At 67.4% G+C, this 24,302-nt stretch carries 10 protein-coding genes and 2 pseudogenes; 11 read left to right on the top strand and 1 reads right to left on the bottom strand.

Features of this window, described 5'->3' with window-relative positions:
- The first annotated feature begins 102 nt into the window (after positions 1-102).
- From OO69_RS29900 to OO69_RS48990, 7 genes and pseudogenes are all read left to right on the top strand, one after another.
- Positions 103-6,732: an RHS repeat domain-containing protein gene (locus OO69_RS29900; RefSeq protein WP_051801270.1), complete on the top strand. Its 6,630-nt coding sequence runs from the start codon at positions 103-105 to the stop codon at positions 6,730-6,732.
- Positions 6,733-6,994: 262 nt separating this feature from the next.
- Complete coding sequence (locus tag OO69_RS52070) at positions 6,995-7,474, top strand: hypothetical protein (RefSeq protein WP_158713438.1); 480 nt, start codon at positions 6,995-6,997, stop codon at positions 7,472-7,474.
- 391 nt (positions 7,475-7,865) lie between these two features.
- A pseudogene (locus OO69_RS53940) lies at positions 7,866-8,488 on the top strand (IS701 family transposase); the annotation flags it as partial.
- Between the two features lie 340 nt (positions 8,489-8,828).
- On the top strand, positions 8,829-8,975 hold the full coding sequence (locus OO69_RS52065) for a hypothetical protein (protein ID WP_158713437.1): 147 nt from the start codon (positions 8,829-8,831) through the stop codon (positions 8,973-8,975).
- Between the two features lie 566 nt (positions 8,976-9,541).
- Positions 9,542-10,168: a tyrosine-type recombinase/integrase gene (locus OO69_RS29890; protein WP_033283944.1), complete on the top strand. Its 627-nt coding sequence runs from the start codon at positions 9,542-9,544 to the stop codon at positions 10,166-10,168.
- 231 nt (positions 10,169-10,399) lie between these two features.
- A complete protein-coding gene (locus OO69_RS29885) occupies positions 10,400-10,606 on the top strand; it encodes a helix-turn-helix domain-containing protein (protein WP_033283943.1) in 207 nt (68 codons plus the stop codon).
- Between the two features lie 310 nt (positions 10,607-10,916).
- Positions 10,917-11,756, top strand: a complete 840-nt coding sequence (locus OO69_RS48990; RefSeq protein ID WP_234444560.1) for a tyrosine-type recombinase/integrase — start codon at positions 10,917-10,919, stop codon at positions 11,754-11,756.
- A 63-nt stretch (positions 11,757-11,819) separates the two neighbouring features.
- Here OO69_RS48990 and OO69_RS29875 read toward each other — a convergent pair whose 3' ends face one another.
- Positions 11,820-13,271 carry a hypothetical protein gene (locus OO69_RS29875; RefSeq protein ID WP_234444559.1) on the bottom strand — a complete coding sequence of 484 codons (1,452 nt, stop codon included), beginning with the start codon at positions 13,269-13,271 and terminating at the stop codon, positions 11,820-11,822.
- 700 nt (positions 13,272-13,971) lie between these two features.
- On the opposite strand from OO69_RS29875, the pseudogene OO69_RS48985 reads away from it, so the two are divergent.
- The 4 genes and pseudogenes from OO69_RS48985 to OO69_RS29860 all read left to right on the top strand — a co-directional run bounded on the left by OO69_RS48985 (position 13,972) and on the right by OO69_RS29860 (position 24,280).
- A pseudogene (locus OO69_RS48985) lies at positions 13,972-14,831 on the top strand (helix-turn-helix domain-containing protein).
- On the top strand, positions 14,813-15,022 hold the full coding sequence (locus OO69_RS50490; RefSeq protein ID WP_078652619.1) for a DUF397 domain-containing protein: 210 nt from the start codon (positions 14,813-14,815) through the stop codon (positions 15,020-15,022). The pseudogene OO69_RS48985 and the gene OO69_RS50490 overlap by 19 nt, the downstream one beginning before the upstream one ends.
- A 744-nt stretch (positions 15,023-15,766) precedes the next feature.
- Positions 15,767-17,998 (top strand): hypothetical protein, encoded by a 2,232-nt coding sequence (locus tag OO69_RS29865; RefSeq protein WP_234444558.1) that lies wholly within the window; start codon positions 15,767-15,769, stop codon positions 17,996-17,998.
- Between the two features lie 144 nt (positions 17,999-18,142).
- Complete coding sequence (locus tag OO69_RS29860) at positions 18,143-24,280, top strand: NUP-1 (protein WP_033283941.1); 6,138 nt, start codon at positions 18,143-18,145, stop codon at positions 24,278-24,280.
- Positions 24,281-24,302: the final 22 nt, after the last annotated feature.

Below are 24,302 nucleotides of genomic sequence, written 5' to 3'. Positions count from 1 at the left end.
CGGTTGTTCGATATTTCGGCATGTCGTCATGGCGAGGGGGAAGCCGTGTCCGGTAGACGGGTACGCGGAAACAGCGGAGTGGTAAAGGCGCGATACCGGCGCATGGCCGGGAGGCTTCTGGTCGGGTGGGCCGCGGTACTGGCCTGGTCCCTGTGCCTGAGCCTGGCCTTCGGATCGACCGCGACCGCGCTGACACCGTCCACCACGTCCACTACGAACGCGAAGGCGGACCTCGGCCGCTCAGTCACCGGCCTGAAGCCCGTTCCGCACAAGAGCGTGCACCTCTCCGACGCCACCCGGCACACAGCCGTACCGACCCAGACGGCGTGGCCGACCGCCAAGACAGGGACTCTGAAACTCACAGCACCGAAGCACTCGGCGACCGCAGGCTCCAAGGCCACCGCGTCGGGAACACCGGTCTGGGCGCAGGCAGTAGCACCCAGCAAGGGCACCTACACGGGCCCGACCACACTGGGGGTCTCGGTGCAGTCGCGGACCCTGTCCACCCGGCTGGGTGTGTCCGGCCCGGTCTGGTCCCTCGCCAGTAGCCAGAGCGCCGGTGCCGGTGCATCTGGCTCGGGCCGAGTGACAGTGGGCCTGGACTACGGCGCCTTCCGCCAGGCCGTCGGCGGCAACTACGCCTCCCGTCTGCGACTGGTGACACTCCCCGCCTGCGCGCTCACAACCCCTCAACTCGCCCAGTGCCGCAAGCAGACACCCCTGACATCCCTCAATGACCCCAACGACACAGCCGTATCCGCGGACCTCACGCTCGGCAGTACCGGCTCAGTCAAGAGCGCCGCCTCCACCAGCGTCAGCCAGGCCGCAGCGGGATCGGCGTCTCCGGCTGTCTACACCGGCGCGGCCTCCAAGTCCGCGACGGCCCAGACAGCCTCGACCTCCGGCGCGGCCACCGTCATCGCGGCCACCGACTCCACCGGGCAGGAAGGCGGAGCCGGAGGAAACTACGCCTCGACCCTGTCGTCCGCGGGCTCCTGGGGCCAGTCGGGTTCGTCGGGCGACTTCACCTACACCTACAAGGTGGAATCGCCAGCGGCGTCGACATTGCTGGCGCCTGATGCGTCACTGTCCTACGACTCCGGCAGCGTCGACGGGAAGACCCCCAACACCCAGGCCCAGTCGTCGTGGGTAGGCGATGGCTGGAGCACCCAGGACTCCTTCATCGGCCAGGCGTTCACCCCGTGCGGCGACTCCCCGGAGGGCAGTGCTGGTTCGGTGACCACCTTGGACGAGTGTTACGACGGCCCGATCCTGACCATGTCCCTCAACGGATCGTCGACCTCGATCGTCTACGACAAGGACACGTCCGCCTACAAGCTGTCCAATGACAACGGTGCGACGGTCACCAAGGTGACCGGCTCGTCGAACGGATCGGGTACCTACGACACGTCGTACTGGGTGATCACGGAGCGGGACGGCACCAAGTACTACTTCGGCCGCAATGAACTCCCCGGCTGGGCCTCCGGCAACGACGCGACGAACTCGGTGGACTCCGAGCGCGTGTACTCCGCCCATTCCAGCGACCCCTGCTACAACTCCACGGCCACCAGCAGCTACTGCACCATGGCCTACAAATGGCACCTGGACTACGTCACCACCCCCACCGGCGACGCGATGGCCTACTACTACAAGCAGGACATCAACTACTACGGCGCCTACAGCGGAGCCTCCGAGGTCAAGTACGTGCGCGACTCCTACCTCGTGCACATCGACTACGGCTTCACCACCGCCACCGGCCCCTACGGCACCGTCCCCGACAAGATCGTCTACGGCACCTCTGTGCGCTGCACGTCCACCAGCGCCAACTGCGGTAGTTCAGAGAGTTCTTCCAACGCCTCTTACTACCCCGACATCCCCTACGACTTGGTCTGCTCATCCGGAGCGACGTGCAGCGCATATGCGCCGTCGTACTTCTCCACCACCCGCCTGACCTCGATCACCACGCAGCAGTACTCGGCCTCCTCAAGCGCCTATGTGACGGTCGACTCCTACGTGCTGACGCAGACGGAGCCGTCGACGGGCGACGCGACTAGCGCAACACTGTGGCTGTCCTCCATCCAGCGCACTGGCTCGGACACCACCGCTGGTGGCTCGACCTCCTCGATCACCATGCCGGCGGTGAAGTTCACCGGCTCGGCGCTGGAGAACCGGGTGGACACTTCCACCTACCCTGGCCTGTTCCGCTACCGCATCACCGCGATCACCAGCGAGCTGGGCGGGGTGACCGGGATCTCCTACACACTGCCGACCGCGTGCTCGACCTCGGCGACTCCCTCGTCGAACACCGCGTCCTGTTTCCCGGAGTACTGGACGCCCAGTGGCTACGTCAGCCCGATGCTGGACTGGTTCAACAAGTACGCGGTCCAGGAGGTGCTGGAGACCGACGTCACTGGTGGCTCGGCGACAAAGGAGACCGACTACTCGTACAGCGGTGCGGCCTGGCATTACGACGACGATGAGAACACCAAGGCCAAATACCGCACCTACGGGCAGTGGCGCGGCTACCAGAAGATGACCACCACCACCGGCAACGGCGCCGGTGACGCCCAGACCAAGCAGGTCGATTCCTACTACCAGGGCATGGACGGCGACTGGCTGTCGTCCACCTCGACCAGGAACGTGTCACTGACCGACTCACAGGGCGGCAGCCACACCGACTCCGCTCAACTCGCCGGGCGGATACTTGAGTCCACCTCCTACCTCGGCAACGGCGGTGGTGTCGACAACTCCAGCATCTCCTCGTACTGGATCTCCGCCGCGACCGCGACCCGCACCCGCTCCGGCCTGCCGGACCTGACCGCCAACGCGACAGCAACTGCCGAGCAGTGGACCCGCCAGCGGCTGACCGACGGCGGCACCACCACCTGGCGCTACACCGAGACCGACACCACGTACGACGCCACCCGCTCTGACGACGACTTCGGTCTGCCGACCTACAGTTACGAGCACACCGTGCCGGCCGACTCCGCCTACGATCAGTGCACCGCCACCACCTACGCCCCGGCCAACGCAAGCGCCAACATCGTCGGTCTTGTCGCCGCGACGGAAGCGGACTCGGTGGCTTGCTCCGGCTTCACCGAGGGATCCACTTCCTCCGTTCCCAGCGGGCTGAACACCCTTGGCGCGCCCACGAGCGTCAACCGCCCCGACCAGGTGGTCTCCGCGACCCGGACGTTCTACGACGACACCAGTTTCTCCACCACGTTCCCGCAGGCCAGCGCCCCGACAATGGGCCTCGTCACGATGACCCGCAAGGCCACCGACTACGGCACGGGCGCGTTCACTTGGCGGACCAACGCGCAGAACACTTACGACAGCACGTACCACCGCCTAGCCAGCATCACCAGCGGCAACGGCAACACCACCACAACCAGCTACACGGTCAACTCCGCCTACCTCACCACCGGACAGACCGTCACCGAGCCCACAGTAGGCGGGGTCGCCCACACCAGCAGCTCGACGTTCGACCCGGAACGGGGATTGTCCCTCACCGAGACCGACGCCAACCACGTGGTGACCACCGCCCAGTACGACGCGCTGGGGCGGGCTACATCGGTGTGGAAGGACTCCCGCGCCACCAGCTCGCTGGCGAACCTCACCTACGCCTACACCCTGTCCGACAGCTCTCTCTCGGGCGTGGTGACCAACACCCTCAACGACAACAGCGGCTACCTCACCTCGGTCAGCATCGAGGACTCCCTCGGCCGCGCCCGTCAGACCCAGACCTACACCCCCCAGGGCGGCCGTCTCATCGACGACACCCTCTACGACTCGCGCGGCTGGGTGGCCAAGAAGAACACCGGCTACTGGGACTCCACCACCACCCCCACGCTGGCCCTGGACTCAATACCCGACACCAACGTCCCCATCCAGGACGTGTACACATACGACGGGCTCGGCCAGCAGGTCTACGACACCTCCGAGAAGAACGGTTCGGTCGTCTCGACCAGCACCACGGTGTACAACGGTGACGCCACCACCATCATCCCGCCCAAGGGCGGCGTTACCCAGACCACCCGCACGGATGCGCTCGGCCGCACCAGCGAACTCGACGAATACACCGCCGCGCCGACGCTGACCACACCGCTGAACACCACTACCGGGACCTTCTACGTCAGCGGCGGCACCACCAACGCCACCACCTATGGCTACGACGGCCACGGCCAGCAGTCCACCACCACCGACGCCAAGAACCAGGTGTGGACCAGCACCTATGACTTGGCCGGAGAAGTGGCCTCCAAGAGCGACCCGACCGCCGGCACCTCGAACATGGTGTATGACGCGGACGGCAACCTGCTGCAGACCAAGGACTCCCGCGGCCAGTACGTCTCCTACACCTACGACGCCCTCGACCGCAAAACCGGCCAGTACGACGCAGCCACCTCCGCCCAGGTCGCCTACAGCTCGACCAGCTCACCGGGCAACCAGACCGCGGCCTGGGTCTACGACAACGCCAACGCCGCTATTTCCAGCATGACCTACCCGGTCGGGCACGTCACCACTGACACCTCCTACAGCGGCGGCTACGCCTACGTGAAGCAGGCCGTGAACTTCAACGTTTTCGGCGAGTCACTGGGCGAGGAGACGATCATTCCCCCCGGCGCTCAGGGCACCGTGCTGGGCAAGACCTGGAAGATCACCCACTCCTACACCAGCGTCAACGGGCTGCTGTGGACCGACGCCTACGGCTCCGGCGGCGGGCTGCCGGCCGAGACCGTCACCCACACCTACAACAACGATGGCCAGCCCTACGGCCTGGCCACCACCTCCTACGGTTACGTCCAAGGCACCACCTACAGCGCCTATAACCAGGTCGCCCAGGTCCAGCTCGGCTCCTCCACCTCCTACGCCACCGTCACCGACGGCTACGACGCACACACCGAGGACCTGAAGGACCAACTCGTCACCCGCTCCACCACCACCCCCGCCACCATCGACGAGACCGCATACACCTACGACCTCTCCGGCAACATCACCCACCAGACCGAGACCCGCTCCGGCTCCAGCACCACGGCCGAAACCCAGTGCTACACCTACGACACCCTCGACCGCCTCACCTCCGCCTGGACCACGGCGTCAACCGCCACCGACACCTGCGACACCACCCCCACCAGCAGTGACCACAGCACCGTCGGAGACGGCATCACCGGCGGAACCTACTGGACCAGCTGGACCTACGACGACATCGGCAACCGGCTCACCCAGACCCAGCACACCGTCTCCGGCACCGGCAGCGACACCCTCACCACCAGCGGCTGGTCCAGTAGCCAGCCCAACACGATGACCGGCACCACCACCACGGGCGGCTCGACCGGCTCGACCAGCTACGGCTACGACGCCGCCGGAAACACCACCACCCGCGACACCAGCACCGGCGACCAGACCCTCCTCTGGAACAACGCCGAACAGCTGACCAGCGTCTCCAACAGCACCACCGGCACCGCCACCAGCTACATCTACGACGCCGACGGCAACCTCCTGCTGCAGACCGACCCCACCACCGTCACCCTCTATCTCGGCAGCGAACAGATCACCCTCAACGACGCCGCCGGCACCGCCACCGGCGTGCGCTACTACAGCGCCACCGGTGGCACCACCATCGTCCGCACCGGCACCGGCACCAACTACGGCTTCGAACTCGCCGCAGACCAGCACGGAACCAACAGCCTCTACCTCGACTACACCGCCCAGACCCCCACCTGGCGCCAGTTCGACCCCTACGGCAACACCCGCGGCACCACGACCACCTGGGCCGACAACCGCACCTTCCTCAACAAAACCACCGACACCACCACCGGCCTCACCGACATCGGCGCCCGCGAATACGACCCTTCCCTTGGCCGCTTCATCAGCCTCGATCCCCTCTTCGAAGCCACCAGCCCCCAAGAACTCGGCGGCTACACCTACGCCGGCGACGCCCCCGTCACCGAAAGCGACCCCACCGGGCTGTGCTTCGCCGACCTGTGCGGCGTCGGTTACCCCATAGGGGGCACCGGTACCAGCAAGAGCAACCCCAAGCGCTACGTTACGACCGGACCCGTCAACCCCTCAGATTCCGGTGGCCCCACCGAGAGGAATGGACACTACTACCAAAACGGACGCCGCGAGTCCCGGTCCCAGGCGCTCACTCGTCTCCACCAGGACTACGCAGCTCAACAGCGTGCCGAGCGTGCCGTCAAAGAAGCCCGGGCAGTAAAGCAGGCTTCCGGAGTTGCCGCAGCCGCAGCTGGCGCCTGGGCGTTCGGTCAAGCACGGGTGGGTCCTAACTTCAGTGCTCCGGTAGTCGTCGACGGGCGAAAGTACATGTCCATCGAATCCCTTGCCGGCGGTATAAAGAACGGTGAGGTGAATGTCGATGACATTCAGGTAGAAGCGTTCAAGATGGGTGACGTCAGCGTATCGCTGAGCAATAGAAGGTTCACTGCGATCGTCATGGCTGGCAAGCTGCCGACGAATGTTGTGTATCGCGATCCGACAGCGAATGAACTTAAACGTTTGAACGAGGTCTCGGTTTTGGGTGACGAGCTACCGTCCCAAAGGATTGCGATAACTCGTTCGATGAAGGACTCGAACGTCATCGATGAGGTCTCTCTGGATAACGTCGAGGCTGATGCGGCTAAAGCGCAGGCGATTGCTCGGGCGCAGGCCCAGGCCAATATGGCGGCGGAAGAAGCGGAAATTGAGGCAGAAATCGACATGGAGGAAGGGTAGTGCTGGACTCGGATCCTCTGGAGCTGACCGCTGGAGGGTCCGAGTCATTTCGGCACCGCCGCCCTGTCTGGTAGGGGTTACTCCGCCGTAAGGCGGATGCCGCTGGGTTGCGTGCTCGGGTTGGCGATCCGTACTCACTCCCGCCGCAGCGTGAGGGCGGTGCCGGTGGGGATCTGCCGGGTGGGCGGCGTGTCATATGCTGGACCAATCGCTTGATCGGCAGCTACCGGCGGGCGGCCGGACGGTTTACGGAGAGGGAGAAATGAATCTCGTTCGATTGCGAGAAATCAACCTTGGCATGGAAGTATCCACCACAGGTGGCGGCATGGTGCTCACGGATGAGTATTCGTGCAGTGTTCTCATCATGAACACGGAACGGAAGCCTGCAGTGGTTCGTTTTTCCGGGTGCATGCAAATGAAGTTCGGATATCCGAACGATGAGGCGCTGATTGGGCATGCACTCTACGGCAATTGCTCCTACGGAGTTTATGAAGTGATCGGATCGAACTGGTTCGATACGCTTCAGGAGCAAAATAAGGCGAGGTTCCCGGAATCCAAATGGGTCAGGAAGAGGCATTTTTCTTTCATTTTCCATGAATCCATGGGTGAGTTCTTGGCGGATGATGTCCAGGTGGAGGCGTTCGACGGAGGATTCGATGACATGGCGCTGAAGGCTATGCAGTGGGCACTGGCGCGCCCGGACACGTGCCCTCCAAACCTACTTCCCCACCAGGAGGCGTGAACGGCAGTCGAATTCTCTGATCATTGAGCAGTTCAACGCCTCGAAGGCCGGCGAACCGAGCGGTCCCATGCCGCGCCAACCGGCGCCGCGTGATACCGGCGACTCGATCGGTCTCGGCTAACGCCCAAACCCGACTCACCATCAAGAAGGGCACTGACAGAGCTCCGGGAAGCAGTGACCCGCACGTCGAAATGAGGAATGCCGACGGGGAGCGAATCGACTCGTTCGGGAATCCCGTCACGCGAAAGAGTACCGGAAATCACACGCCCATCGAATGGGATCTGGGATGAAAGAATGCAGAGAAGTAAGGCGTCTGGCCGTCTACTTCTTGGAAGAGAGCTATGTGCTCGGGATTCAGGCTCGCCCCGGACTTTTGGTTCTTGAGGTGGATCTGCCGATCACCTGGGTGACCGCCGATGCGGCCTACGGACAGGAGTGACACTTCCGGCAGATGCTGGAGGAGGCCCGCGTGGCATACGTCCTGGCCGTGCCCAAGTCCCAGCAGGTCAAGTCCCCGGCGGGCAGCTGGCGCATCGACCATGTCCTGGCCGGCGCCCCCCGAGGGGTGGGAGCGGATCTCCTGCGGGGACGGGGTGAAGGGGCCGCGGGTCTACGACTGGGCCGCGGCCAAGCTGCCCACCATTGACGGTTGCGATCACACCCACTACCGCTGGGTCCTGGCCCGCCGCAGCCTGGCGCGTCCCGAGGAGATCGCCTACTACCTCGCCTTCGCCCAGGCAGACGTCACGGTAGCCGAACTCGTCCGGGTCGCCGGTTTCCGGTGGGCCATTGAGGAGTGCTTCCAGGCCGCGAAGAACGAATGTGGCCTGAACCAGTACGAAGTCCGCCGCTACGTCGGCTGGTACCGCCACATCACGCTGGCCATGCTCGCGCGCCTTCCTGGCGGCGATGACCGCCCATGCCCTTAAAAAAGGGGCCGGAGAAACGGGTCGAGCAGCCTCGGTCCCCTCACCGTGGCAGAAATTCGAGGGCTGTTGGACCTTGCCCATTCCTCCGCAGCCCGGCACCAATCACCCAGGCGCCGTCTCCACTGGTCTCGCTGGCGCCGACGCCACCAGGGCGTCGCCCGCCGCTGCCACTATCAGCGCCGCACGCACCCCGATCGGGTGAGTCACGAACCGCCACCACTCTGACGGGGCGTCAGCCATTTACACTCCAAAGGAGCCACCTGACCAGGGCATATGGAGAAGTGCAACTGGAGTACTAGGACACGGCGAACCTGCGCAACGACCCCGTTTGCTTCGCCGATGACGTCGCGGAGGGGGACCTCGGCGAATACCGCAACGGCGACGGCTTCTGCTGCAACGGCTCATGTGGCTGAACCCGGTACAACATGAGCCGGGGTACAGCAACCACCGGATTCAACTCCTTCACGACGTCCGCGGCAGAGAAGACCGCCGAGGCCGCCAAGGCGGCGGCCCAGTGGGAGGCGGCGGCCAAGGAAGCGCGCGAGGGCATCGCTAACCGGCGTACCACCTGAGGTGAGTCTGGGGACCACGTCTATGTCGGACTGGACGGTGCCCACGTCGTATGCAGTCCGCGTTGCACCGCGCGCTCGGCCAAGTCGGGCAGCCCGGATGAAAGTAACGGTCCGACAACCCGCGGCGTTCGGTGAGTTCATACGGTGTGGCCCACTCACCAGTCTGCCAGAAGTGATTGACGGGGTACGAGGCGTCCAAGGTCGCGATGGATAGAGCAGGCGCTTAGAAGGCGCCTGCTCTGTTCCTTGGACTCGGCAGCCCGGCTAGCGGGCTTGCAGTGGTGCTCCTCCCCATTGCTTGGGTGCGTTGATTCGCCGACGGCAGACACATTGGGTGCGCAACGGACTGGAAGAACGCGGCGAAGCAAGCAAACCTAGAGCGGTTCGGGGAAGTGCGGTTGGGCCCCGCTGTTCCTGTGTGCAGTTGGATTCCGGGAGCGCGGGGGCGGGGGCAACATAGCCGACGATCGCCGGTTGGCCAAACCGGCGGTTCTGCAGACCATTGAACCTGTCGCGCTGATCTGCGCGTGGTGCATTCAATTGCCGTTCCTGAGGAGTTCAAAGCCGTGTACGTCGAAGTCGTGGAAGAAGAGTGGTTGCTTTCCGAGGAGCAGGTTGGATCTCTGCTTGAGTCGATTCATGGGACGGCGGGTGGCAATCGCTCGGTGTACCCCTTCATGCGTACCGTGGCCGAGCAGGCTCTGTTCGCGCGTGAGGCTCGCGCTCTGCGTGTGAGCGATGTGGCGCTCCCGGAGGGCGACGGGGGTAAGTTGACGGTCCGTCGCAGGGGGAAGGCGAGGGTGATACCCCTCCAGCCGCAGTCCGTGGAGTTCCTCCGCGAGTGGATCAGCGACGCTGGCCTGCAGATGGACGACCTGCTGTTTCCAGGCACGGGAGGTGGGCCGCTCCTGACGTCCAGCTACAAGCGGATCTGGGAGCAGGCTCAACAGGCTGTCCTGCCGCGGGATGACCTGTACGCGTGGCGCCTGGGGGAGCCCATTGCCATCCTCCGTGATTCTTGCCTGGTGAAGTGGCTGAGGATGGGCATCCCGTCCGTCACGGTTGCCGAGTGGGCCGGCGTGACCCCGAGGTGGCTTGCGCTGCGGTACCCGTACTGCTTCCGCACGGAGAACACCGAAACCGACCGAGAACACTTGTCCACGGGGTCGGCCCTTTCGGACGTATCCAACTAGCCGCTCTCGCCCGGCGCTCTGGCCCCCGTCCAGAGCGCTGGCGGCGCTCGCCTTTCCCCTCATGAGCGTTGCGTGCGTTCACCGCAACGACGCCCTCACGTAGCACACCCATGCTCCATGGCCTGGTCCCGCTGCCCGAAGCGGCTGGTTGACCTTCGCCCCTGCACCGGCTGATGGCCCGGCTGTCGACTCGCCGTGCGCCCGCCCCATCCCACTGTCAAGGACTCACCCATGCCCGCGCGCCTGCTGTCCATTCCCGTTGTCGCCGCCGCCCTGGACGTCGACCGCCGAACCGTCTACCGCTTCATCGCCGCCGGTGACCTGCCGGTCATCGATCTCCGTACCGGCCCGGGGCGTTCCCGCGTGCGGGTCCCGGCGGTCGGTCTCGACGAGTTCATCAGCCGCCGGACAGTCGCACCGCCGGCAGCCCGCCGCTGACCTCGGCCATTGCGGCCCGTCACCGTTGAACAAGGAGTAGAGCCTCGTACCTCCGCAAGCTGAATTCCGGCAACTGGCAGGCGACCGTACTCAACCGGACAGGAGACCGGTTCAGCGAGTCATTCCCCCTCAAGACCCAAGCGCGGGCCTGGGGACTCGACTTGGAGACCCAGTTCGCCCGCGGCGTCATGCGCGACCCGCGAGCCGGCGAGACGTCGTTCCGTGAGTGGCACGACCGATGGTGGAGCGCCCGGATCGTCGAGCCCCACACGCTGCGCGGCGATGCCTCCAGCATCAAGAACCACGTCATGTGCCCCACTGGGCGGACTGGGAGATGCGGGCCATCACCCGCATGGACGTCCAGAGCTGGATCCGCGCCCTGGTCGAGAAGGGCGCGGGGGCCGCTGCGATCAAGCGGGCCTACAACCTGACGTCCTCCATCATGCGCGCGGCCGTCGACGACGACGTGATCGCCGTGAGCCCGTGCCGCAGCATCGATCTCCCGCAGATCGCGGTCAAGCCGCCGCAGTGGTTCACACTCGACCAGGCGCAGAGCATCCTCGACGAACTCGCCGCCCCCTGGCGGACGATGTGCCTGCTCGGCTTCTACACCGGGCTGCGCTGGGGAGAACTCTCCGGCCTGCACCGCCACCGCATCGACCAGCGCCGCTCGCGCCTGTTCGTGGTGGAGGTCAACACCAAGAGCGGCATCAAGCAGTACCCCAAGAGCTCCAAGAGCCGCCGGGAGGTCCCGCTTCCGCCCCACGTCCTGGAGACCCTGGAACGCCACATCCACCGCCTGGACCGGGATGCCGTGGTGTTCACCACCGTCACCAAGGGCCGCACCGGTCGCCTCCTCAGCGACGGCAACTGGCGCCGGCAGACGTGGTGGCCCGCCGTGGACGGCTCCTACTACTTCGACGGTGACGGCGAGCAGCAGCTCGTCCCGCACTACCCGCCGCACTCCATGCGCCACACCTGCGCCTCGTGGCTGGTCCAGAAGGGAGTCTCGCTCTACGAGGTCCAGCACCTCCTGGGCCACGAGAGCTTCCAGACCACCCAGCGCTACGCCCACCTGCAGCCGGACGCCCACAAGGCGGTCCTCGGAGCCTGGGAACGCCTGGACGCGCCGCTCACCATCGCTGCATGAACGATCCTTCCCCCTGTCCTGCATGGACAGGGCGAAGGCATGTGCGGGCCGGAAAGGCCCGGATCATGCAGGCGAGCCGGCCGGATCGTCTTCCGGACGAGTCCAGCGACCGTCGGTGCCGAACGGCCACGGATAGGCGTAGGCGTCGACCCTCGCCAGCTCACGCAGAATCTCGGACCGGGCCGGCGGATCCGGCGGCGCACGCAACGGCCCCTGGAGCGGATCGAGTTGAGCCGCAAACGCATCGGCCCACTCCAGCCACTCCGCCTCGTCCGCGGCAACCGGCGAAGGGCCGGCGCGGGCGCGGACGGCCTGACAGAAGGCACGGATCTCGGCAGCCTCCCGCCAGGCCCGGACCTGCTGGCGCAGGATCTCCGCGCGGTACTGCTCGATCTGCCGCTCGCGAGCCTGCGCCACGGCCGCGTACCACTCGCGCCGCTGCTCGGCCTCGCGCAGTTCCCTCTCCCGGTCCCGGCGTTCGGCTTCCGCGGCGAGGTGTTCGAGATTGTTCAGCAGGCGTCCCAGACGCGACTCCAGCGTCCACCGCGCACCGTCACTGTAGGAGTACGAGTGCTGATACCGGGTCCCGGCCGGTGCGCCGAGGGCAAGGCGGCCGTTGAACTCCTCGTCGTACTTGGGCAGACGCGTCCAGGGGTTTCGCTCCTGCTGGCGGAGTTCCTGCGGGCTCGGCTCGTGCGGAACCCTGGCCGTCCGCTCCGTGAGAACGAGAGGAAAGGCCCGACCCCGGATCACGATGGCCAGCGTGTGCACGGCTTCGCCGCGCTCCAGGTCGGTCTGCGTCTCGACCGTGTAGCCCCGGTTCTCGGCCTCGCTCAGGAGCGCGTGCATGATCCGCAGGGCACGGTCGCCGAGCGCGCGTGACAGATACAGCGGGATGACCTCCGGTGCGCCCCGGGTGTCGATCACGTTCTGGGACCGGCCGAGGGCCTTGCGCGTCGCACGAACGAGACGATGAGGATGCTCCAGGCGCTCCGGTACGTCAATGGCCGGCACCGCAGGAGGCTGGGCTGCCTTCTCGGCCCCCTCGTCAACCAGCGTGAAGGCACAGTCGCCGCGCTGCCGGCCGTTCCACCGCAGCTTGTGCCCTTCCGGGACATGCCCATGGTGGAGCGCGTCGTAGTACGCCGCACGCCACCGGCCCCGGGTCTGCGCGGCAGGATCGGGAACCGTGATCTTCCCCGAAGCCGACTGCAGCCGGGAGATCAACTCGGCCCCATCGGCCGGAGCCCGCGCGGCCTGGGCGGCATCGCCCTCCAGCCGCTCCTTCTCGGCCCGCACCTGTCGAGGGTGCCTGCCGTGCTTGAGGTAGTAGCGGCCGTCCCCAGTGACCACGGCGACGTGCCCGCTGCCACGCCAGGTCCTTTTGACCAGCCCACGCTGTTCCAGCGCCCAGGAGGTCTGGATCCGGGCAGGCGGAATCGGCGTCGCACCCGAAGCGGCCGCGATCTGCCGGAGCAAGTCGACCTGCGGCTTCGTCAACGCATCCTTCACCACGCCAACTCCACTCGACGGCATGCGGGTGGGAGGGCCAACATAGGACGGGCGCTCCGTGCTCGCCGCGCGCAGATACCCCGTACGAGCGCCTCGGCTGATCCGGACCGCGGCCAGCGCGGCAGCGGGTGTACCGCCTTGCAGCGCTCCGCCGTACGGCATCACCACTTCCTCGCCGTGACGCTCGTTTGACGCTCCGCGCCTCCTGACGCCTCCTGGTAGAGCCGAAAAACTGCCTCTGACCTGCGCGTTCTCTTGATCACGCTCAGGCTGATGTCTTTCCGATGACTCATCATGTGGAGTGTGTGGCGATTCTGGAGCCGGTCGCCAAGCTGTCCTGACCTGCTGTTTTGTGGGTGTGCCCTGTGCGCGGTGTGGGCGTTACGGGCGATATCTTGACGCTGAAATGACGCTCGTTCCGAGCTGAGGGCTTCGTGAAGCCAAGTGGTTGCGCTCAGCTACACGTGCGGAACGCCTCCGTTCACGCGGAGATCGACCTGTCGGCCAGGGCTTTGTCAGTGAGGCGGTTCCGCTGATTGCCTGACTCGGCTGTTCTGGGTGAATTACGCTGCGTAGTCCGGACGTTACGAGGAAGCGGCCGGAGATGGGCGGCCGGGTTGTGGACGGGGCGGTGGTTCCCCGTCGCGCCGAGGTGGTTCCACACGTTCCCCGTCGCTTACGCGCATGTCCCGGAGGGAGCGGTATGCCGCAACGGCGCGTCATCACCGACCGCAGTCAGGAACCCCGCCAGCGGTTCGCCGAGGAGTTGCGGAGGCTACGGGAAGCGAGCGGGCTGAGCCTGAGGGCGCTCGGTGAACGGCTCGGCTGGGACTGGTCGTTGTTCGGCAAGATGGAGAACGGCGAGACGCTCGGCAGCCCGGAGGTCGTCCAGGCGTTGGACACGCACTACGGGACGCCGGGGCTGTTGCTGGCGTTGTGGGAGCTGGCAGCCGGGGACCATACGCAGTTCCGCGAGCGATACCGGCGGTACATGGCGCTTGAGGCGGAGGCGGTGAGCTTGTGGCACTTCGCGGTGAGCGTGCTGCCGGGGTTGTTGCAGACGCCGGGGTATGCGCGGGAGATGTTGGCGGCGGGCGGGCTTGAGGGGAAGGAGCTTGAGCAGCAGGTCGATGCCCGGATGGGGCGGCGGGAGTTGTTGGTGGGGAAGGACGCGCCGCCGTTCCGGACGATCCTGTCGGAGGCGGTACTGCGGACGCCGTTGCGGGACGAGGCGGAGTGGCGGCGGCAGTTGGAGTACGTGGCCGAAGTGGCCGAAGTGGCCGAGCGGCCGAACGGCCGAACGTGACGGTCCATGTGCTTCTGCAGAGCGCGGGTTTGCACGGTCTCGTGAGTGCCGACATGTGGTATCTCCTCCTTCCGGAGGGCAGGACCGTCGCGTATACCGAGAATGGATACCGGGGCGAACTCATCGAGGAGTCCGGCCCTGTTGTGAGTTTGCAGAAGGCGTACGATGCGGTGCGCGACCTGGCGCTTTCCCCGGCGGAGTCGCGGAAGTTCATCCTGCAGATGTTGGAGGAAGTCACGTGCGATCCATCGACCTGACTGCCGCGTCCTGGCGTAAGAGCAGCTACAGCAACCAGGACGGTGGGGCTTGCGTCGAGGTCTCTGACGACTTCGCCGCTGTCGTCCCGGTACGGGACAGCAAGGTTCCCCACGGGCCGGTGCTTGTGTTCCCTGTCGGCGGGTGGAACTCCTTCGTTTCGGCAATAGGGAACGGGCAGTTGAGCGACTGATCAGGCAAGGCGACGGCCCCGCGATCTGTTCCGATCGCGGGGCCGACAGCGTAACTCGCGGACTACTTCTTGGTGATACGGCGTCCTCTGGTCGTCGTCGGTGAGGCCGTGTTTGCCCTGCTCCATCTGCCGGTCGCCCTCGAAGAACTTGGCGGGGGTCGGGGTGAAGGGTGCGTTGCGGGCACATGCTTCTGCGCCCAGGTCTGCCGCTTGAGGCGCTCAAGTGGGTGTTCCCGCCCCCTGACCTGCCGGTTCGTGCTGCGCGAGGCTGTGCGCACTGATACGGGAGCCTCGGGCGCGCTATTTGGTGGACGTGCTGCATTCCTCCGCGGGCGGTTTCTACCGGGTGCGTGGGGAGATCAGGCGGCTGGTGTGACGGGTGGCGGGGGCTGTGTGCCGAGTTCTCGCGGACGACACAGCGCCGGCCCCCGGAACCAGGTGCCGTCGGTGCGACGGCGCAGCCTGATGCCCGCGCCGCCGCGCGGCGTCCTTTGACAGATTCGACCGAAGGTGTTCGATTGGTGCGCTGCCCTGATCGATGTGAGTCACTATCGATCAGCGCAAAGTGACGAAAGTGCCTCCGGAATGCCATGGGACGGCATAGTCTGCGGGAATTACCGCACGCCGGACCGCAGCGGTCAGTAGTGCGGCGGAGGTGCCATGGGTGGGGACCCGTATGTATCAGCAACGGTTGGCGAATGTGGGGGACCGGAGACGTCATCGGTGCGTCGTGACAGGACGGACGTGCCTGATCCGTACGGCGCCCAGGCTCTTCTGACCTCCGCGATGACAGGGGGCTACGAGGCCGTACCCGACCAGGAACGGGATCGGCTGCTGCGTTATCTCGAAGCGGTTGTCACGGCCCGCCCGGCGCCGGTTCACACCACCGTCGCCTTCAACGCCGTGTACTTCGGCTACGACCTCGGAGGCGACGGCTACGGAGGCAGCCCGCTGCGCCTCGACGACTTCCCCGTGATCACCTTCGGCGAGTGCGCTCCCGTGCTCCCGGTCGGTGCCATGGTGTGTGTCGCCACCGGGTCGGATCCTCTCTACGCCGAGATCGTCTACCGCGAGGGTGCCCACCCGGAAGTGGGTGCCCTCGGCGACGTACCGGCCTGGGTGTCAGGGGCTCCCGCGGGTGCCGAAGGTCCGGCCGAGTCAGGTGACCGCGACGCTCCGCGACGACGGGAATTACTGGTCCCGGACCTCCATGCCTTCGGCCCGGCTCTGAGCCTGTCGCCGGCTCAGCTGCACCGCTTACGCACCCGCCGACGCTGGATCAATGGCGACGGCCATGTCGTCGTGGACGTCTGTTACCCCTCCCAGGAGGCGGCCCGGTGCGACGACCTGACGGCCTACTCGGACTACCTTCTGACGACGGCTCGGGAGCAGTTACTGAGTCCCTTCGTCCCTGTCTCCCTCGCCGAACTGGTCGGCGGTACCCACGACGACGATCTCCGGCGCGGTCTGCTCGGTCTTCTCGACACGGTGCGGGGTGTCGTCAACTCCTCCGACCTGCTGCGTACATGGGGTCACTACGCAATGACCCGGACCTCCTTGGCGGAGGGCTGGCGTGACACGGGGCCCCTGGGCGGCGATGACCTCAGGTCTCTGACGGCAGCGGTGGAACGCGCGGCCACCCCGGCGAGGCGGCGCCACGGTCTCGCCTCCCCGGTCACCGTGTACACCGCGGTCGGACCACTGCTTCGCGGGTTTCCCCGGGCAGCGGAACCGCTCAGGGGAGTGGGGTACGCCAAAGCGGTGTGCCGGGCGAATGTGACGCTCGCCGACGTGGTCCAACGGGACAGCGATCAAGGCATGTTCGAGAACGGTTGTCGCATCACGCTCGATGACGCCTTCGAGGGCGGCGGCATATGGCGGTCCCACCACCCCGGTGACACGGAAGCTCCCGGAGATCCTCTGATACCGGCCGGACGTGGTTGGAGGTCCACGGCCGGCGCGCCGTCGGAGCCGGATCCGGAGGTGGACCCGGTCTATCTGCCTCTTGCCGACGACGCCGCTCTCGGTCCCACCGAGCTGCTTCGGGCCGACACGAGGGAGATCGTCTGGCGGTCGCCCCTGCGGCTGGGCCACCTCATCGAGAGTCGGTTCTCCCTGCCTGCGGACGTCGCGCGGGAACTTCATGGCTCGCACGGCCGGCGCTTTACGACCCGCCTCGAACTCACCCACCTCGGAGGGGAGTTGGACGAGGACGAGGCGTTTCAGGACGTCGTCGCCGAACTCGGCGACGAGACCGGCCGGTTGACCGGGGTCGCATGGCCCCGCGATTTCTTCCCGGGGCTGATGCTGGAACTGCGTTGGTCCCGCGGCAGCACGGTGGTTCGCGTGGCCACGACAGCACTCAAGGAACCGGTGCACGTCGGCGACCGTGTGATCGGACACTGCTTCGACCCTCGCGTGGTGACCAGGGAGGACGTTCCGGGCAGTGACCGTCATAGGGACTCGGCGGTCGGGCTCGACCCTCGGCAGCTCGTGATGCGCACGGTGCGCCGCTGCGGGCTGCTCACCCCGGACGGCCATGCCTTGCTGGACCGGACGGTCCTCCCGCTCGCGGTCTACGGCCGGCAGCCAGCACGCGCACAGGTCGACGCACTGGAATCTGCCGTCGCGGAACTGTTCGCGGAACGACTCCTGGAACCCGCCTTCGGCAGCCGCGACGTCTGGGGCCAGCCGCACTTCCCGGCCCGAGGCGGGGAGCCGACCATCCCTCTCATCGGCTATCGCCCCGTCCGACGGCGGGTGATACGCCCATGGGGAGGTACAGAACCGGATGCCCCGGGGCTGCGTGGCGTCCAGTTCGTACCCGGTCATCTACGCCGCCTGCAACCGGGTTATGTGCCCAGCGTGGTTCAGCGATCGGCCTTTCGGGAGTACTGCCGCAGGCTCGGCAAGGCGGACGGCTGGGAACTGCCCGACGGGTACACGTTCGTCACCGAGCACACGCGCGGCCACTGATTCGTTCACGGGTCTCACGCCTGCCACCGGTTCGGCCCTCTCTGCTGCCGCCTTGCCGCCTTGTCGCTTCAAAGCTCCTCGTCGCCGAGCGAGCCGTTTTCGGAAACCAACTCCCCAACAGCCGAAGAAACGGAGTACGCGTCCATGCAGGACCGCTACAACGTCGTCACGGGGCCGCCGATGTCCCCGCCGAACGCGTCGGCCGACGGCCTGGCACAACTGGCCGCCGAGCTCAACGCCTTGGACCACCCGGCCGCCGCCGCTCTGAGCGACCTCACGGTCGGCATGGTGGAACTCGCCTTCAACTCCCTGCCTCCCGGGAACCGACAGGAGTTGCTCCGCAGCCTGGGAATCCGCATGGCGGCACCTCGACGGGCGGGCGGTGCCCTGTGCCAGGACGTTCTCACCAGGCTGCGGCGCGAGTCACGGCAGCACACGTGCACCTGCGGGATCGGCAAACTCACGCGCACCGTGATCAGTCAGGTGGACAGGTTCGTCTTCGCGCAGGATGCCGAGACGGTTCCGGATCCCACCGCCCGATGGAGCGCGCCGTTGGTCCGAACCGCGGTGTTCGCGTCGTGCAATGCCTCTGTCGCTGACGCCTACATCCTTGCCTGGGCGGCGGATCAGGAGTGGTTCGCGGTGGCGGCCGACGAGAAGGAGAAGGCGCGACTCGCTGCTGTCGCTGACACGGCACGGTCCATCGTGGCCGCGAACCCGGACTTCGTGCCCGGCGGGTCCGAGAACCGGGAGCCGTCATCCGCCGGTGACGGGAAGCGCGAGCGCGCTGTCGAGCGGGCGGATCCCAAGACCACCGCACCGGATCCCGCTCCCTGCGACGACGTGCCCGCGATGGCACCCCAAGACCCCCCGAACGGGGAGGCGTTGGACCCGGAGGCGGTCTGTCCCCTCCTGGAGTCGGCCCTGACGGAAGCCCGCGCATCGGTGGAGCGGGTGGCCGGTGCCCTTGCCGACGGTCGTCCGCCGCAGGACGCGGACCTGACTCCGCTGACCACGCTGGGAGTCGCCTTCGACGACGCCGACGACGTGCTCCGGGCGGTGGGCATCGAGGGGGTGCCGCGCCGCCTCGCGGACATGACGCATGCCGTACAGGCGTACCGGGAGGAACAGCAACGCGACGTCCAGGCACGGGAGTTCTTACGAGAACTGCTGGACGTCGTATGCCGACCGGACAGTCCCGCGGCCTTCGCCGCCGAGGCGGTGCGGGCCGCGACCCGCAGCCTGCTGGACGCGCCTGGGTGGGGACAGACGCAACGGGAGGAGAGCGCCACGCTCGCCGCCCTGGCACGACTCATCCGGTCGGGTCGGCAGGCGGACGCGGCGAAGGAGATCCTCGATCTCCAGGACCGGGTCGTCCGAGTACTGCCCGCGTGCGTCATGGCGGTGGTCATGGTTTCTGAACTGACGTTCGCCACCGGCCGCACTCCCGCCCGGGCGGACTCGGACGGCACCGGTGCGGACACCGCCGAGCCCGCGAGCGGTACGACGACAGCGGAGGACACCGCCATTCCGCCCGCCGGACCGGTGGTACCGCCCGGGCAGCCGGACGGGAGCGCGCCGGAGGCGCCGGCGGTCGGCCCCCGCACCGCGGGAACCACGCCCGCCCCGGCCCGGGCCGCCGACTCGGCCCCCCAGGCGACGGCCGCCGAGCCGCCGCACCTCGACGAGGAACAGGCCCCGACACCTGCCGACAGCGACACGGCACCCCTGGTGGACTCGGACACCGCCTCCCCGGACGTACCGGCCGCGGTACCCACCCCCACGGATCTGCGCCCCGCGAAGAACGCGTCGGCTCCGGAAACGGTCACGGACGTCGACGAGGGCTCCGAGGGCTCCGAGGAGGCCACGGCCGAGCGTGCCCTGGCACGGCTGGTCGTGGAGCGGCGCTTCGGACTCGCCCAGCATGTCGCGAGCGCCCTCGGCCGCCCCGAGCCGCACGCGGCGGCGCTCCGCCTGGCCGGTGCCGCTGCGCTGCTCACCTCCGGTGACAGCCAGGGCGCCCGGCTGACCACGGACCTGCTCCAGCGGTACGGAGGGTACGCGGGCCGTGACGCGGAGGGCATCGAACTCCTGCTGTTGCCCGCCCTGTTGCGTACCGCGCTGATCACCGGTGACCATCTGGCGGGCGCCCAGCTCAAGGCGCTGGTCCCCAGGTTGCCGGACCGGCTCGGGGAGGCGGCGGCCGCCGTGGCCGACCGGGCACTCAGCGGTGCCCTGATGATCGCCTCCCCCCTGGTCGTCATCGCCGACGTCTCCGGGACGGAGGCCCGGCTGGGGGAGCTGCGGGATCAGTGCCACACCCTGCTCGCGCCGCAGCGGCTGCGGTTCGCGCGCGCGACGGAGATCGCCAAGCGGTGGCTGGCAGCCGACGAAGGGATGCTCGGATCGCTGCTCATGACCGTGGTCCGCGACAACCGGGACGCGGTACCGCAGGCCCGGGAACAGGTCGAACGCCTGTCCAAACTGGCCGAGATCAACAACGAGATCGACCGTATGGACCGTAAGCACCGTTCGTCCAGTGGCAAACCGCTCCAGGGTTCCGGAAGGCAGGACCTGGTGCATGTCGTGGAGCGCACCGTCGGCCTGGTCAAGGAGTGGTGCCTGGCGGTCGACGGGGCACGCCGCAGCGACCGGTCGGACGGCGACCGGGCCGTCAAGGAGATCTCCTCCCTGCGCCAGTCCCTGCTGAACGCCAAGGAGGAGGTACTGGCCGAACTGGAGCAGCTGGCGCGGCATTCCGGTACCGGCGCCGCCGCCACGGCATGGGCGGCCCGCGCCTCGATGGACGAGTTGTTCGCTCTGCTGGCCGGTGACCTGGCGACCACGCGCCCCGGCGGCTGGGCCGAACCCGAGCTGGTGCTGGACGCGGAGCTGCTGAAGGTCTGTGACACCCGTGCTGAGCGGCCGTCGCTCGACAAGCTGCTGACCGCGGTCGACCGGAGCTGGCAGACCGGACTCGCCGAGCGGCTCGACCACGACGCCTTCACCGCGGCCCACAGCATCGTCGAGCTGGCCGGACACGGACTGCTGCCCGCCGCGCGGACCGGGGAATTCACCGTCCCCGCGCTCATCGAGCTCTCGGAGCGGGCGGCCGCGAGGCGCGCGGAGCTGGGCCGGGCCCACGACGAACTCGTCGCCGAACTGCACCGTGCGCAGGCCGACGGCGCCGTGACCGACGACCAGGACCTGAGCCTTCAGGAATTGCTGGCCGACGCCCGGAACTGGCTCGACGGCACCGAGCCCGACGACCTGTTGGACACCCGACGGGCGCTGGACACCGTACGCAATGACCTGCCTGCTTTCCGGCAGCAGGCGGCCGACCGGATTCGTGCCCGGCTCGACGCCCTGGAACTCACCACGGAGGAACGCGCGCAGGTCCTGCGGCATCTGGACACCGGCGGCCTGGCCACCGCTGCCGACCTCGTGTACTTCATGGAGATCGGCGAAGACGTCCCGGAGATCGAGGGCGGCGAGTCCCACCTGACCGACTTCTTCCCCGCGGTGCCCGACGGCCTGCCCAAGGGCATCGACAGCGAGCTCGTCGGCCTCGTCCGGTCCGGCGGCACTCATCCGACGGTCCCCGTACTGGACTACCGGGACCTCTCCACCGACGAGGCGGCGCTGGCGGCGGACATCCTGGACGAGTGGCGCACGCTGGCCGCCAACGAACCCAAGGACCGGCTGGAGGTGTCGGCGAAGCGGCAGGTGCCGCGGCTCCTCAAACTCCTCGGCTACGACGCCAAGAGCGCCAGGCCACTCGACGAACGGTCCCCACACCTGCGCCGGCGTGAGTACCGGCTCTTCGAGGCGACCGAGGTGGAGATCAACGGAAAGGCGAAGGCACCCGCGTTCGGCTCGCAGATCAGGGAGCAGGGCGGCAACCTCCGCGTGCTGTTGGTCTGGGGGCGCCCGCCCGCCAAGGTCGTCATGAATCTGGCGGAGCGCGACGCCAGTGGAGCGAGCCTCCTCGTGGTCTACTTCGGCACGCTCAGCCGCGAGGCCCGGGTCGAACTCGCCGTCGGCTCCGGGCGGTTGCAACCCCTGCTGGTCGTGGACGACGCCGCCCTCGCCTATCTCGCGGCCCGAGGCAACCGCCAGGTCAGCACGGCCACGCAGACGCTACTGCCGTTCTCCGGAGTGAACCCGTACATCAGGGAGAAGCGCGGCCGGATCGGCGGCGAGATGTTCTACGGCCGTGACGCCGAACGCAAGAGCATCCTCGACCCGCGCGGCACCCAGGTCATCTACGGCGGCCGGGGCCTCGGCAAATCGGCACTGCTCGCCGACGCCGGGGAACGGTTCACGGAACAACGACCGGGCTACCACCAGGCGGTGTACGTCAACCTCGACCAGGAGAACATCGGCAAGGGCAGCTCGTTCGGGCCGGAGCGGCTGTGGAGTGTCCTGGGGCGGGAGCTGACCGAGGCGCAGATACTCGACGACCGGCCGCAGGGGCGCAGGAAGGGGCAGGAGATTTCGGAGCGGGTGCGCGCCGGTATCCGGACCTGGCTGGACGGGGACTCGCGCCGCCGCCTGCTGATCCTCCTCGACGAGTGCGACCAGTTCTTCGAGGCGGACGCCCCGCGCTTCGACCAGACCAAGAAGCTCAAGGGCCTCGGGTCCGACACCAAGGACCGTGCCAAGGTCGTCTTCGCCGGGCTGCACTCCGTGCAGCGCTTCTCCAAACTCGCGAGCAACGGGCCGTTCGGCCACCTCGCGCAGACCCCGAAGGTGATCGGTCCGCTGGCTCCCCAGTCCGCCGCCGAGCTGTTGGTCGAGCCGATGAGGGGGCTCGGGTTCGAGTTCAAGGACCTGGATCTCGTCAACCGGGTACTCGGCTACTGCTCCTACCAGCCCTTCCTGCTCCAGATGTTCGGGCATCGGCTGGTCGAGCTGATGCACCGCAAACGGGCGCGGCGTGGAGCCGAGGGACCCGCTTACGAGGTGGAGGTGACCGACATCGAGGTCGTGGAGTCGGACGCCGCGCTCCGGGACGGCATCTCGGCAGCCTTCAAGGACACCCTCAGCCTCGACCACCGCTACGACGTGATCGCCAACGTGCTGGCGTACCACGCCCGCCTTCACGGCCTGGAGGGGCGGCTCAGCGACACCGAGCTGCGCGAGGAGTGCGAGACGTACTGGCGCAGGGGATTCGAACAGCTCGACACCGAGGGTTTCCGCGCCTACCTGTCCGAGATGGTCGGCCTCGGCATTCTCGCGCCCAACCACGACGGCCTGGGCTGGCATCTGCGCGGCCCCAATGCCCTGCGCATGATCGGCACCTCGCACGAGGTGGAGGCCCGCCTGCTCAGGGCCGAGCAGGACTGCGAACTCCAGGAGAGCATCGTCCAGGAGGGCCGCCCCGAGCTGCCCGACGGCCAGCCGGCCCCGCTGACCAACACCCAACTCGACGACCTTCTGGGCGAGCGGTCCAGCCGGACCAGGGTCGTCCTCGGCACCTCCGCCACCGGAGTCACCGAGGTCGCCCGGACCTTGCGGACGATCGCCGGACCGATCGACGGCTGGACGCTGCCGCCCGTCGGCAAACCCAGCGTCTACAAGCAGGAGCTCACCGGCGGACGCCCCCGCGAACGACGCGTCGTCATCAGCGACTTCGTCAACTACCGGGACCCGGTGCGGCCCGAGACCTGCCGGGAGGCCGTCGACCTGGCCGAGACGCTGCTGCCGACCACCGCAGGCGTCACCCGCGCTGTCGTCCTCGTCACCGACACCACCCAACTGGCGCTGTGGCGCAGCCTGTTGACGGGAACCGAACCCACCTCGGCCGCCCCGGTGGTGCTGCGCCGGCACGACCGCCGCAGCCTCCGCGGCTGGGCTCAGCGGGTCAACATGTTCCACACGGAGGACCGCCTGGACCGCCTCTACGGCCTGACCAGCGGCTGGCCTCTCCTGGTCGGCCGGGCACACCGGATGCATGCCGAACTGGGCGACCCGGACGAGGTGTTGCGCCGCCTGGCCGACGCGCAGGCGGACCGGTCCGAGGCCCGAGCCTTCGCCGAGGCGACCGGTGTGTACGCTGACCCGCTGCTGGTCACCGGGTACCGGATCCTGGACGACGAGTTCAAGGAGGGGCTGTTCGACCTGGACAGCGCGGTGACCGCCGTAGCGGTCGACATCGACGATGAGGACGAGGCGGGGTGGATCGTCAACTGCCTCGACGCTCTCCAGGTGTTCGACCGAGAGATCGCCCAACTACGCCTGGAACCGCTGCTTCGTCAGTGTGTGGCGCTCCACGCGTGACAACGGGTGACAGCGTGTGAGA

This window comes from Streptomyces sp. NRRL F-525 (genome assembly GCF_000716605.1).
GTDB lineage: Bacteria > Actinomycetota > Actinomycetes > Streptomycetales > Streptomycetaceae > Streptomyces.
The sequence above is the reverse complement of the archived record's forward strand: the minus strand, read 5'-3'. Positions and strand labels throughout refer to the sequence as shown.